The following is a 13431-nucleotide window of genomic DNA, read 5'->3' as shown; positions in this document are numbered from 1 at the left end:
GAGTTGGGGCGACAGGTCCAAGGAAGGAACGGGAACGCCGGGCCGGGGGCGGTCGCCCCCCCCCCCCCCCCCCCCCCCCCCCCCCCCCCCCCCGGCCCCGGACCCCACCCCTCCCCGCTTTCCTGGAGTGACGGACGTGACCAGCAGTACCACCGCCGCCGCCGAGGCCCCGGCCGGCGCACCGCCGGCGGCCTCGGAGGTCGAGCTGCTCATCGGCGGGATGACCTGCGCCTCCTGCGCGGCCCGCGTCGAGAAGAAGCTCAACCGCATGGACGGCGTCACCGCCACGGTGAACTACGCGACGGAGAAGGCCCGGATCTCCTACCCGCCGGGCGTCGAGGTCGCCGACCTGATCGCCACCGTGGTGAGGACCGGCTACACCGCCGAGGAGCCCGCGCCCCCGGCGGACGAGCCGTCCGACGGGCAGGACGGGCAGGACGGCCCGGCCGGCGGGCAGGAGGACCCCGAGTCGGCCGCCCTGCGCCGGCGCCTGACCGTCTCCGCGCTCCTCGCCCTCCCCGTCGTCCTGCTGGCGATGGTCCCGCCCCTGCAGTTCGACCACTGGCAGTGGCTCTCGCTCACCCTGGCCGCGCCCGTCGTGGTCTGGGGCGCGCTGCCCTTCCACCGGGCCGCCTGGACCAACCTCCGGCACGGCGCGGCCACCATGGACACGCTGGTCTCCGTGGGCACGCTCGCCGCGTTCGGCTGGTCCCTGTGGGCGCTGTTCCTCGGCGACGCGGGCGCGCCCGGGATGCGGCACCCCTTCGAGTTCACCGTCTCCCGCGCCGACGGCGCCTCCATGATCTACCTGGAGGTCGCCGCCGGCGTCACCGCCTTCCTCCTGCTCGGCCGCTACCTGGAGGTGCGCTCCAAGCGCCGCGCGGGGGCGGCCCTGCGGGCGCTGATGGAGCTGGGCGCCAAGGACGTGGCCGTCCTGCGGGCGGGGCGCGAGGTGCGCGTACCGGCGCGGCGGCTGGCCGTCGGCGACCGGTTCGTCGTGCGCCCCGGGGAGAAGATCGCCACCGACGGCACGGTGGTGGAGGGCTCCTCCGCCGTGGACGTCTCCATGCTGACCGGCGAGTCCGTCCCCGTGGACGTCACCGTCGGCGACACCGTCACCGGCGCCACGGTCAACGCGGGCGGCCGGATCGTCGTCGAGGCGACCCGGGTCGGCGCCGACACGCAGCTCGCGCGGATGGCGAAGCTGGTCGAGGACGCGCAGAACGGCAAGGCGCGGGTGCAGCGGCTGGCCGACCGGGTCTCCGCGGTCTTCGTCCCGGTGGTGCTGCTGATCGCGGCCGGCACCTTCGGGGGCTGGCTGGGCGCCACGGGCGACGCGGTGGCCGCGTTCACCGCGGCCGTCGCCGTGCTGATCATCGCCTGCCCGTGCGCCCTGGGGCTCGCCACGCCCACCGCGCTGATGGTCGGCACCGGGCGCGGCGCGCAGCTCGGCATCCTGATCAAGGGTCCGGAGGTGCTGGAGTCCACCCGCCGCGTCGACACCGTCGTCCTGGACAAGACCGGCACCGTCACCACCGGGCGGATGACCCTGCAGGAGGTGTACGCCGCCGAGGACGCCGACGAGAAGCAGGTGCTGCGGCTCGCCGGCGCCCTGGAGCACGCCTCCGAGCACCCCGTCGCCCGGGCGGTCGCCGCCGGTGCGGAGGAACGCGCCGGGACGCTGCCGGCGGCCGAGTCCTTCGAGAACGTCCCCGGCCGGGGCGTGCGCGGACGCGTGGAGGGCCACGAGGTGGCCGTGGGACGGCTCTTCGGGGAGCTGCCGCCGGAGCTGGCCCGGGCCGTGCGGGAGGCCGAGAGCGGCGGGCGCACGGCCGTCGTGGTCGGCTGGGACGGGAGGGCGCGCGGGGTCCTCGCCGTCGCCGACACGGTCAAGGAGACCAGTGCCGAGGCGGTGCGCGCGCTGCGCGCCCTGGGGCTCGCCCCGGTGCTGCTGACCGGTGACAACCGGACGGCGGCCGAGGCGGTGGCCGGGGCCGTGGGCATCGACGAGGTGATCGCCGAGGTGCTGCCCGAGGACAAGGTCGACGTCGTGCGGCGGCTGCAGGCCGAGGGACGCGTCGTCGCCATGGTGGGCGACGGCGTCAACGACGCGGCCGCGCTCGCCGCCGCCGATCTGGGGCTCGCCCTGGGCACCGGCACGGACGCGGCGATCGAGGCGGGCGACCTGACCCTGGTCCGCGGCGACCTGCGGGTGGCCGCCGACGCGATCCGGCTGTCCCGCCGGACCCTCGCCACGATCAAGGGCAACCTCGTGTGGGCCTTCGGCTACAACGTCGCCGCGCTGCCGCTGGCCGCGGCCGGACTGCTGAATCCGATGATCGCCGGAGCGGCGATGGCCTTCTCCTCGGTCTTCGTGGTGACGAACAGCCTGCGGCTGCGGTCATTTCATTGAGGTCTCAAGTTGGGCCGTACCCCTGGAGTCCGGTACGACCCTCACATAAGCTCTTCACACGGCTCGCGCATCTTCCTTACGCTCGAGGCCCACGAGTGGTACCCGGGCTCTTGCGCACCTAACGGACATATGCAAGAGACGCAGATCACAGTGATCTGAACGTAACCATCGAAGGGGTTCGAGGGTCTAAGTTGGCGATGTCAGGCGGCGTCTTGGGGGGCGCTTCCTGACATCTGGGGATGTCTTGGGGGACTTTCCCAGAACGGAGTACCTCCCTGCTCGCACGCAGGGGGGAGCGTTGCCGGGGCACGTGACCGCCGGGGAGCTTTGAGCGGCCCTCCCGAACGTGTGTGTCCCGGCAGACCGCACAGCGATTCAGGCGCTGTCCTCACAGGCGCCCGGCCGGATCCCGTGGGGGGAATCCGCACCGGGACATGGGAAGGCGCCCTGGTCGTCGGCCCGTGGGGGGACCGGCGCCAGGGCGCCTTCCGCTTCTCCTCCGCCCCCGCTTCTCCTCCGCCCCCGCTTCCTCGCCCGCTCCCGCTTCCTCGCCCGCTCCGCGTGGCCGTCCAGCACCCGCGCCCCGCCCGCGTCCGCGGACCGACCACGCAAAAGGCCCCGCACACGACCTGCGTGTGCGGGGCCCTGCGGCGGTACGGCGCGCGGCGCCGGTGTCAGCGCTCCTCGACCGGGACGAAGTCGCGCTCGACCACGCCCGTGTAGATCTGGCGCGGGCGGCCGATGCGGGAGCCCGGCTCCTTGATCATCTCGTGCCACTGGGCGATCCAGCCCGGAAGGCGGCCGAGAGCGAACAGGACCGTGAACATCTCGGTCGGGAAGCCCATGGCCCGGTAGATCAGACCGGTGTAGAAGTCGACGTTCGGGTAGAGGCTGCGCGAGACGAAGTAGTCGTCGGAGAGCGCGTGCTCCTCCAGCTTCAGTGCGATGTCCAGCAGCTCGTCGGACTTGCCGAGGGCGGACAGCACCTCGTGCGCGGCGGCCTTGATGATCTTGGCGCGCGGGTCGAAGTTCTTGTAGACCCGGTGGCCGAAGCCCATCAGGCGGACGCCGTCCTCCTTGTTCTTCACCTTGCGGATGAAGGAGTCGACGTCGCCGCCGGAGTCGCGGATGCCCTCCAGCATCTCCAGCACCGACTGGTTGGCGCCGCCGTGCAGCGGGCCCCACAGGGCGCTGATGCCGGCGGAGATCGAGGCGAACATGTTCGCCTGCGAGGAGCCGACCAGGCGGACCGTGGAGGTCGAGCAGTTCTGCTCGTGGTCCGCGTGCAGGATGAGCAGCTTGTCCAGGGCGGAGACCACGACCGGGTCGAGCTCGTACTCCTGGGCGGGCACCGAGAAGGTCATGCGCAGGAAGTTCTCGACGTAGCCGAGGTCGTTGCGCGGGTAGACGAACGGGTGGCCGACCGACTTCTTGTACGCGTACGCCGCGATCGTCGGGAGCTTGGCGAGCAGGCGGATGGTGGAGAGGTGGCGCTGCTGCTCGTCGAACGGGTTGTGGCTGTCCTGGTAGAAGGTGGACAGCGCGGAGACGACCGACGACAGCATGGCCATCGGGTGGGCGTCGCGCGGGAAGCCCTTGTAGAAGTTCTTGACGTCCTCGTGCAGCAGGGTGTGCTGCGTGACCTCGTTCTTGAACGCGGTGAGCTGGTCGACCGTCGGCAGCTCGCCGTTGATCAGCAGGTAGGCGACCTCCAGGAAGGTGGAGCGCTCGGCCAGCTGCTCGATGGGGTAGCCGCGGTACCGGAGGATGCCGGCCTCGCCGTCCAGGTAGGTGATCGCGGATTTGTAGGCGGCGGTGTTGCCGTAGCCGCTGTCCAGCGTCACCAGACCGGTCTGAGCGCGGAGCTTTCCGATGTCGAAGCCCTTGTCACCGACGGTGCTGTCGACCACCGGGTAGGTGTACTCGCCGCCGTCGTACCGCAGTACTACAGAGTTGTCGCTCACGTCTTCCCTCACCGACGTTGTGCCTCATCTTCGAGGTGCCCTGACTGTCTCTACCATCCCCCACTTGGCTCAGGAGAGTGCACTCGGGGTCGACCATCGGGCCTATTGACGGCACTCAGTGCCGTCAACTTGCCCATCCTGCCCCTTGCGTCCCGCATCCGGAAGGCCTCTGTGACCTTTGCGACTCATTTGATCGATCATTTTTCGGCGACGGGCCGTTCACACGGGTGATTCGTCCCGCCGGGAGGCCTTCGGACCGGCGAGCCGGAAGTCCAGGGCCGTGCACCGGCGGCCCGCCGAGACCGTGCGCACCGCCTGCCCGATCGCCCTGCGGGAACCGACCAGGACGACCAGCCGCTTCGCCCGCGTGACCGCCGTGTACAGCAGGTTGCGCTGGAGCATCATCCAGGCGCCCGTGGTCACCGGGATGACGACCGCCGGGTACTCGCTGCCCTGGGAGCGGTGGATGGTCACGGCGTAGGCGTGGGCCAGCTCGTCCAGCTCGTCGAACTCGTAGGCCACCTCCTCGTCCTCGTCGGTCAGCACCGTCAGGCGCTGGTCGACCGGGTCGAGCGAGGTGACCACGCCCACGGTGCCGTTGAAGACGCCGTTCTCCCCCTTCTCGTAATTGTTGCGAATCTGGGTGACCTTGTCGCCGACGCGGAAGACCCGGCCGCCGAACCGCTTCTCGGCCACGTCCGGACGGCCGGGGGTGATGGCCTGCTGGAGCAGCCCGTTCAGGGTGCCGGCGCCGGCCGGCCCCCGGTGCATGGGGGCGAGGACCTGCACGTCGCGGCGCGGGTCCAGGCCGAACTTCGCCGGGATGCGCCGGGCCGCGACGTCCACCGTGAGCCGGCCGGCCTCCTCGGTGTCGTCCTCGACGAAGAGGAAGAAGTCCTTCATGCCGTCGGTGACCGGGGGCCGCCCCGCGTTGATCCGGTGCGCGTTGGTCACCACGCCCGACTGCTGGGCCTGGCGGAAGACCCGGGTGAGCCGCACCGCGGGGATCGGGCTCCCGTCCGCCAGCAGGTCCCGCAGGACCTCGCCGGCGCCGACGCTGGGCAGCTGGTCGACGTCCCCGACGAAGAGCAGGTGGGCTCCCGGCGGCACCGCCTTGACCAGCTTGTTGGCGAGCAGCAGGTCCAGCATGGAGGCCTCGTCGACCACCACCAGGTCGGCGTCCAGCGGGCGGTCCCGGTCGTAGGCGGCGTCCCCGCCGGGCCTGAGCTCCAGCAGGCGGTGGACGGTGGAGGCCTCGGCGCCGGTCAGCTCGGCCAGGCGCTTGGCGGCGCGGCCGGTCGGGGCGGCCAGCACCACCTTGGCCCGCTTGGCGCGGGCCAGCTCCACGATCGAGCGGACCGTGAAGGACTTGCCGCAGCCCGGGCCGCCGGTGAGGACGGCGACCTTCTCGGTGAGCGCGAGGCGGACGGCCTCCTCCTGCTCGGGGGCGAGGTCGGTGCCCGTGCGCCCCTTGAGCCAGCCGAGCGCCTTGTCCCAGGCCACGTCCCGGAAGGCGGGCATCCGGTCCTCGTCGGTGCGCAGCAGGCGCAGCAGCTGGGCGGAGAGGGACAGCTCGGCGCGGTGGAAGGGGACCAGGTAGATCGCCGTGACCGGGTCGCCGCCGTCCGGGGCCGGCACCTTCTCGCGCACGACGCCGGGGTCCTCCCCCGGGTCCTCCGGCTCGGCGGCCAGCTCGGCGAGACACTCGATGACCAGGCCGGTGTCCACCTGGAGCAGCTTCACCGCGTCCGCGATCAGCTTCTCCTCGGGGAGGTAGCAGTGCCCCTGGTCGGCGGACTGGGACAGGGCGTACTGCAGGCCGGCCTTCACGCGGTCGGGGCTGTCGTGCGGGATGCCGACGGACTGGGCGATCTTGTCGGCGGTGAGGAAGCCGATGCCCCAGACGTCGGCGGCGAGGCGGTAGGGCTGGTTCTTCACCACGGAGATGGAGGCGTCGCCGTACTTCTTGTAGATCCGGACCGCGATGGAGGTCGACACCTCGACGGTCTGGAGGAAGAGCATGACCTCCTTGATCGCCTTCTGCTCCTCCCAGGCGTCGGCGATCTTCTTCGTGCGCTTGGGGCCGAGACCGGGGACCTCGACGAGCCGCTCGGGCTCCTCCTCGATGATCTTCAGCGTGTCCAGGCCGAAGTGCTGGGTGATGCGGTCGGCGAAGACCGGGCCGATGCCCTTGACCAGGCCCGAGCCGAGGTAGCGGCGGATGCCCTGGACGGTGGCCGGCAGGAGGGTCGTGTAGTTCTCCACGTGGAACTGCTTGCCGTACTGCGGGTGGGAGCCCCAGCGGCCCTCCATCCGCAGGGACTCGCCGACCTGGGCGCCGAGCAGCGCGCCGACGACGGTGAGCAGGTCGCCGGCGCCCCGGCCGGTGTCGACGCGGGCGACCGTGTAGCCGTTCTCCTCGTTGGCGTACGTGATGCGCTCCAGGACGCCTTCGAGGACGGCGAGCCGTCGCTCACCGGGGGCTGCCGCGGACTGGTTGGACATGGCTCCGACCGTACCGGTGGGGAGTGACAGGCGGTGGGCCTCAGGGGCGGGGGTGCTTCTTGAGGGCGTCGAGGAAGGGGGCGAAGGCGGCGGCGGGGAAGGTGAGGGTGGCCCTGGCGGGGGCCTTGGAGTCGCGGACGGCTGTGCGGGTGGGCGAGGTCGCGATCTCCACACAGTTGTTGCCGTCGCCTCCGCCGGAGTAGGACGACTTGCGCCAGTTGTCGGGCATGGACACAGAACCTCACAGCTCCTTGACCAGTCTGTGGATGAAGTCACGCGACCTGCTGAGGTCGAGCGACACGTCTGCCACTCTACGGAAAACCGTTCGAAAGACGCCGAGTTGAGCTTCGGAATCGATGAAGCCAGCGCCGTGCGGTGCGTCGCGAACGGCCGTGTCCAGCTTGGGCACCCTCCCGCCCGCCAGCATCATGGGACTCCAGGCGCCACCGAAGCCGTCCAGGTCGAAGGGGATAACACGCACACTGACGTGATCGACTTCGGAGAGTTCCAGGACGCGGGTGAGCTGCGCTCGCGCGGTGGCTCGATTCCCGACCCTGATACGCAGCGCGGCTTCGTGGATGACGGCCTCATACGGAGTCGGGGCTTCGAGAATCACCTTCCGCTGTATCCGGTGGCGGACTCGCAGCTCCAGCTCCTCTTGGGGAAGCTCGGGCACCCGGGAAGAGAAGGCGGCACGCGCGTAGTCCTCCGTCTGTAGCAGTCCTGGGATGAACAGGAATTCCACATCGCGCCGGTATGTGGAGTGGTACTCCAACTCGGCGAGGTCCAGGAACGGTGTAGGCAGTAGGCCCCGGTACTCCTCCCACCACCCACGAGTCCGGTCCGTCGCCATGACGACGAGAGCGTCGATGAACGCCTCGTCCGTGCACGAGTAGTGTGCGGCGAGGCGGCGCAGGCGCTCCTCGCTCACGCCCGCGAGCCCGGACTCGATGTGGCTGATCTGAACACGGCTCACGCCGAGCAACGCCGCCGCCTCAGTAGCAGACAGCCCAGCCGCATCTCGCAGCCTGCGCAATTCAACTGCTAAGCGCAGCTGACGTGCGGTGCATTCGCGCCTCAAGACCATGCCGGACTCCCTCGCTTCAACGAGCCCACCAGCGTGACTCGTTCGGGGTCAGGTTAGGCGATCAGCTTGCTCGGTATGACATGTTAGCCCTACCGTCAGTGACGCGATGCACACCGTGCGGCACCGGCCCACCGGAAGCGCACCGCCCCGTCCTGCCGTGACGGCTGCGGCAATGACACCGGGACCGCCCTCACCCCCTCCCCACCCCAACGGAGTTCCGCATGTCCGAAAACGAACCGTGGGAGTACTCCCTCCACATCCCCAACGACCTCCGCGCCGTCACCGTCAGCCGCCGCACCCTGCGCCTGATCCTCACCCTGCACGGGCTGATCCGCCTCGTCGACGTCGCCGAGCTGCTGGCGGCGGAGCCGGTCTCCAACGCCGTGCGGCACACCAAGGGCCCCGCCGCCCTGCGCGTGCGCTGGTCGCCGCCCGGCACGCTGCGCGTCGGGGCGTGGGACGCGGACCCGTCACCGCCCGAGCCGCCGCAACCCTTCGCCCCGGAGTGGGAGCGGGAGGACGGCCGGGGCCTCGCGCTGGTGCGGGCGTGCGCCGACGTGTGGGGGTGGCAGCCGCTGACCAGGGACGGCAGCCGGGGCAAGTACGTGTGGTGCGAGCTGGGGGCGGCCCCGCCGGCCGCCTGACCGCCGGGCGCGCCCGTCCCCTCCCGGCGGGGCCCGTGCGTCCGCGCCGCCCGGTCACGATTCAGTTTCGGCCACCCCCACCCCCTTGTCCTCGCTCGTGTAATCGATTCCAATCCTTCGTGTAATCGATTCCACGAGGAGGTGGAACGGCGATGGCGAGCATCAAGGACGTCGCCGCCGAGGCGGGGGTGTCCGTCGCGACGGTCTCGCGCGCGCTCAACGGCCACCCGTCGGTGAGCGCGGACGCCCGCGCCCGCGTGCTGGCCGCCGTCGAGGCGCTGGGCTACCGCCCGAACGCCGTCGCCCGGTCGCTGCGCACCGCGCAGACCCGCACCCTCGGCCTGGTCATCAGCGACGTGCTGAACCCGTACTTCACCGAACTGGCCCGCTCCGTCGAGGAGGAGGCCCGCGCCCTCGGCTACAGCGTGATCATCGGCAACGCCGACGAGCGGCCCGACCTCCAGGACCACCACGTCACGACGCTGCTGGACCGCCGCATCGACGGGCTGCTCGTCTCCCCCACCGACGGCGGTTCGCCCCGCATGCTGGACGCCGCCCGCGCGGGGACGCCGATGGTGTTCGTCGACCGGTGGATCCCGGGCGTCGACGTGCCCGTGGTCCGGTCGGACGGGCGGGCGGCCGTGCGGGACCTCGTGGCCCACCTGCACGGGCTCGGCCACCGGCGGCTCGCGATCATCGCCGGGCCGGCCGCCACCACGACCGGGCGCGAGCGCGTGGACGCCTTCCGCGAGGCGCTCGGCGCGTACGGGCTCCCCCTCCCCGACGCCTACATCGGCCAGGGCGACTTCCAGGCCGAGAGCGGGCGCCGGGTGACCGAGGGGTTCCTCGACCTGCCCGAGCCGCCCGAGGTCGTGTTCGCCGCCGACAACCTGATGGCGCTCGGCGCGCTGGACGCCGTCCGCGCACGCGGGCTGCGGGTGCCCGACGACATCGCGCTGGCCGCGTTCGACGACATCCGCTGGTTCGTGCACACCGACCCGCCGGTCACCGCGATCGCCCAGCCCACCGGGGAACTGGGGCGGGCCGCCGTGCACGCGCTGGTCGACCGCATCGAGGGCCGGCCCGGCGCGTCCGTCGCCCTGCCCGCCCGGCTCGTCGTGCGCCGCTCGTGCGGTGAGCCGGCACCCCCCGTTCCCCCACCGTCCCCCTCCCCCGTACGAAGGAGTACGCCGTGAGCAGCCGCAGTCCGGACGAGTTGCTGCGCATCGAGGGCATCCGCAAGACCTTCCCCGGCGTGGTCGCGCTCGACAGCGTCGACTTCGACCTGCGCCGGGGCGAGGTCCACGTGCTCCTCGGTGAGAACGGCGCGGGCAAGAGCACGCTGATCAAGATGCTCTCCGGCGCCTACACGCCCGACGCCGGGCGGATCGTGGTCGGCGGCGAGGAGGTGCGCGTCCACGGTGCGCAGGACTCCGAGCGGCTCGGGATCGCCACCATCTACCAGGAGTTCAACCTCGTCCCCGATCTGACGGTCGCCGAGAACATCTTCCTGGGGCGGCAGCCGCGCCGGTTCGGGATGATCGACCGCAGGAGGATGGACGCCGAGGCGGAGGTGCTGCTGAAGCGCGTCGGCGTCGACGTCTCCCCGCGGGCGCGGGTGCGCGAACTCGGCATCGCGCGGCTGCAGATGGTCGAGATCGCCAAGGCGCTCAGCCTGGACGCGCGGGTGCTGATCATGGACGAGCCGACCGCCGTGCTCACCTCCGAGGAGGTCGAGAAGCTGTTCGCGATCGTGCGGCGGCTGCGCGAGGACGGGGTGGGGATCGTCTTCATCACCCACCACCTGGAGGAGATCGCCGCCCTCGGGGACCGCGTCACCGTCATCCGGGACGGGCGCAGCGTCGGGCAGGTGCCCGCCTCGACGCCCGAGGACGAGCTGGTGCGGCTCATGGTCGGGCGGTCGATCGAGCAGCAGTACCCGCGCGAGCGCGCGAAGACCGGTGAGGCGCTGCTCAGGGTCGAGGGGCTGACCCGGGACGGTGTCTTCCACGACGTGAGCTTCGAGGTGCGCTCCGGTGAGGTCGTCGGCATCGCGGGGCTGGTCGGGGCCGGGCGGACGGAGGTCGTCCGGGCCGTGTTCGGGGCCGACCCGTACGACGCCGGGGCCGTGCACGTCGGCGGCGAGCGGCTGCGCGGTCACGACGTGAACGCCGCCATGGCGGCCGGGATCGGGCTCGTCCCCGAGGACCGCAAGGGGCAGGGGCTGGTGCTCGACGCCTCCGTCGAGGAGAACCTCGGCCTGGTCACCCTCCGGTCCGCCTCCCGCGCGGGGCTCGTCGACCTCAAGGGGCAGCACGAGGCGGCGGCCCGGATCGCCGGGCAGCTCGGCGTGCGGATGGCCGGCCTCGGCCAGCACGTGCGGACGCTCTCCGGCGGCAACCAGCAGAAGGTCGTCATCGGCAAGTGGCTGCTGGCGGACACGAAGGTGCTGATCCTCGACGAGCCGACGCGCGGCATCGACGTCGGCGCGAAGGTCGAGATCTACCAGCTGATCAACGAACTGACGGCCGCGGGCGCCGCCGTGCTCATGATCTCCAGCGACCTGCCCGAGGTGCTCGGCATGAGCGACCGGGTGGTCGTCATGGCGCAGGGACGCGTCGCGGGCGAACTGGCCGCCGCGGAGGCCACCCAGGACGCCGTGATGGCGCTCGCCGTCAGTACCCCTCACAGCAACGGAACGGAGGCCCCCGGTGGCCACTGACACGCTCAAGAGCAAGCCGGGCGCGCAGGGCGGCGCCTCGGGCGGCCTGCGCCGCCTGCTGCTCGACAACGGGGCGCTCACCGCGCTCATCGCCCTGGTCGTCGCCATGTCGGCGCTGTCCGGGGACTTCCTGACCGCCGACAACCTCCTCAACGTCGGCGTCCAGGCCGCCGTGACCGCGATCCTCGCCTTCGGCGTCACCTTCGTGATCGTCTCGGCGGGCATCGACCTGTCGGTCGGCTCGGTCGCCGCGCTGTCCGCGACCGTGCTGGCGTGGAGCGCGACCGAGGCGGGGGTGCCGGTCGTCCTCGCGGTGCTGCTCGCCGTCGCCACCGGCATCGTCTGCGGCCTGGTCAACGGCTTCCTGGTCTCGTACGGCAAGCTGCCGTCGTTCATCGCGACGCTCGCCATGCTGTCGGTGGCGCGCGGTCTGTCCCTGGTGATCTCGCAGGGCTCCCCGATCGCCTTCCCCGAGTCCGTCTCGCACCTCGGCGACACCCTCGGCGGCTGGCTGCCGGTGCCGGTCCTGGTGATGGTCGTCATGGGGCTGGTCACGGCGTTCGTCCTGGGCCGGACCTACATCGGCCGCTCCATGTACGCCATCGGCGGCAACGAGGAGGCCGCGCGGCTGTCGGGCCTGCGGGTGAAGCGGCAGAAGCTCGCCATCTACGCCTTCTCCGGGCTGTTCGCCGCCGTCGCGGGCATCGTGCTCGCCTCCCGGCTGGCCTCCGCGCAGCCGCAGGCCGCGCAGGGCTACGAACTGGACGCGATCGCCGCCGTCGTCATCGGCGGCGCCTCCCTGGCGGGCGGCACCGGCAGGGCGTCGGGCACGCTGATCGGCGCGCTGATCCTGGCGGTGCTGCGCAACGGGCTCAACCTGCTGTCCGTCTCCGCGTTCTGGCAGCAGGTCGTCATCGGCGTCGTCATCGCGCTGGCGGTGCTGTTCGACACCCTGCGGCGCAAGGCGGGCGCGACCACCCCGGCGGCCGGCGCGTCCGGCGGCGGGAACCGGGGCAGGCAGGCGCTCACGTACGTGCTCGCGGCCGTCGTCGCCGTCGCGGTGGTCGGCGCGACCTCGCTGCTGCACAACGGGTCCCCGGCCGGGAAGACGCAGCGGATCGGGCTGTCGCTGTCGACGCTCAACAACCCGTTCTTCGTGCAGATCCGGGCCGGCGCCGAGGAGGAGGCGAAGAGGCTGGGCGTCGACCTGACGGTCACCGACGCGCAGAACGACGCCTCCCAGCAGGCCAACCAGCTGCAGAACTTCACCAGCGGCTCGCTGTCCTCGGTCATCGTCAACCCGGTGGACTCCGACGCCGCCGGTCCCGCGGTGCGCGGCGCGAACAAGGCGGGCATCCCCGTCATCGCCGTGGACCGCGGCGTCAACAAGGCGGACACGGCCGCGCTGGTCGCCTCCGACAACGTCGAGGGCGGCGCGCTGGGCGCCAAGGCGCTCGCCGAGAAGCTCGGCGGCAAGGGCACGATCGTGATCCTGCAGGGCCAGGCTGGCACCTCCGCCAGCCGCGAGCGCGGCGCGGGCTTCGCCGAGGGCCTGAAGGACTACCCGGGCATCGAGGTCGTCGCCAAGCAGCCCGCGGACTTCGACCGCACCAAGGGCCTGGACGTGATGACGAACCTGCTCCAGGCGCACCCCGACATCGACGGCGTCTTCGCCGAGAACGACGAGATGGCCCTCGGCGCGATCAAGGCGCTCGGTTCCAGGGCCGGGAAGTCGGTCCAGGTCGTCGGCTTCGACGGCACGCCGGACGGGCTGAAGGCGGTCGAGGCGGGCACGCTGTACGCCTCCGTCGCGCAGCAGCCGTCGGAACTCGGCAGGATCGCGGTGCGCAACGCGCTGCGGGCCGCCGACGACGAGAAGGTGGAGAGCACGGTGAAGGTGCCGGTGAAGGTGGTCACCCAGGAGAACGTGGCCGGCTTCGAGGGCTGACACCGGGCGCGCAGGCACCCGGGGCGGGGGGGGGGGGGGGGGCCCCCCCCCCCCCCCCCCCCCCGGCGAGGGGGGGACGTCCGGCCGGCAACAAACCCCCCGCCCGCTGGTCGGTCCAACAGCGCACCGTGGGCTGGCGTTCGTGCCG

Annotated in this window: 9 protein-coding genes; 5 read left to right on the top strand and 4 right to left on the bottom strand. The window is 71.9% G+C overall.

Annotation, left to right across the window (positions count from 1 at the left end; genetic code table 11):
* Nucleotides 1-136 precede the first annotated feature (136 nt).
* The gene (locus tag ACZ56B_RS13960; RefSeq protein ID WP_468789586.1) at nt 137-2413 is read left to right on the top strand and encodes a heavy metal translocating P-type ATPase; all 2277 of its coding nucleotides are present in this window, start codon (nt 137-139) and stop codon (nt 2411-2413) included.
* 674 nt (nt 2414-3087) lie between these two features.
* Here the strand turns inward: ACZ56B_RS13960 and ACZ56B_RS13955 are convergent.
* The 4 genes from ACZ56B_RS13955 to ACZ56B_RS13940 all read right to left on the bottom strand — a co-directional run bounded on the left by ACZ56B_RS13955 (nt 3088) and on the right by ACZ56B_RS13940 (nt 7969).
* Nucleotides 3088-4377, bottom strand: a complete 1290-nt coding sequence (locus ACZ56B_RS13955; protein WP_468789583.1) for a citrate synthase — start codon at nt 4375-4377, stop codon at nt 3088-3090.
* 219 nt (nt 4378-4596) lie between these two features.
* Nucleotides 4597-6882 carry an SF1B family DNA helicase RecD2 gene (gene recD2, locus ACZ56B_RS13950; protein ID WP_468789581.1) on the bottom strand — a complete coding sequence of 762 codons (2286 nt, stop codon included), beginning with the start codon at nt 6880-6882 and terminating at the stop codon, nt 4597-4599.
* A 40-nt stretch (nt 6883-6922) separates the two neighbouring features.
* Nucleotides 6923-7117, bottom strand: coding sequence for a DUF397 domain-containing protein (locus ACZ56B_RS13945; protein WP_468789579.1), 195 nt, complete (start codon nt 7115-7117; stop codon nt 6923-6925).
* Between the two features lie 6 nt (nt 7118-7123).
* The gene (locus ACZ56B_RS13940) at nt 7124-7969 is read right to left on the bottom strand and encodes a helix-turn-helix domain-containing protein (protein ID WP_468789577.1); all 846 of its coding nucleotides are present in this window, start codon (nt 7967-7969) and stop codon (nt 7124-7126) included.
* Between the two features lie 221 nt (nt 7970-8190).
* On the opposite strand from ACZ56B_RS13940, the gene ACZ56B_RS13935 reads away from it, so the two are divergent.
* The 4 genes from ACZ56B_RS13935 (at nt 8191) to ACZ56B_RS13920 (ending at nt 13283) form a co-directional block, all read left to right on the top strand.
* Nucleotides 8191-8613: an ATP-binding protein gene (locus ACZ56B_RS13935; protein ID WP_468789575.1), complete on the top strand. Its 423-nt coding sequence runs from the start codon at nt 8191-8193 to the stop codon at nt 8611-8613.
* A 152-nt stretch (nt 8614-8765) separates the two neighbouring features.
* Nucleotides 8766-9809, top strand: a complete 1044-nt coding sequence (locus ACZ56B_RS13930; protein WP_468789574.1) for a LacI family DNA-binding transcriptional regulator — start codon at nt 8766-8768, stop codon at nt 9807-9809.
* Nucleotides 9806-11335, top strand: a complete 1530-nt coding sequence (locus ACZ56B_RS13925) for a sugar ABC transporter ATP-binding protein (protein ID WP_468789573.1) — start codon at nt 9806-9808, stop codon at nt 11333-11335. The genes ACZ56B_RS13930 and ACZ56B_RS13925 overlap by 4 nt, the downstream gene beginning before the upstream one ends.
* On the top strand, nt 11325-13283 hold the full coding sequence (locus ACZ56B_RS13920; RefSeq protein WP_468789572.1) for an ABC transporter permease/substrate-binding protein: 1959 nt from the start codon (nt 11325-11327) through the stop codon (nt 13281-13283). Before ACZ56B_RS13925 ends, ACZ56B_RS13920 begins: the two co-directional genes overlap by 11 nt.
* Nucleotides 13284-13431 lie beyond the last annotated feature (148 nt).

It is taken from the genome of Streptomyces sp. NPDC034670, assembly GCF_055574875.1.
Note: the sequence above shows the minus strand (reverse complement) of the source record. Positions and strands in the feature narration are given on the sequence as shown.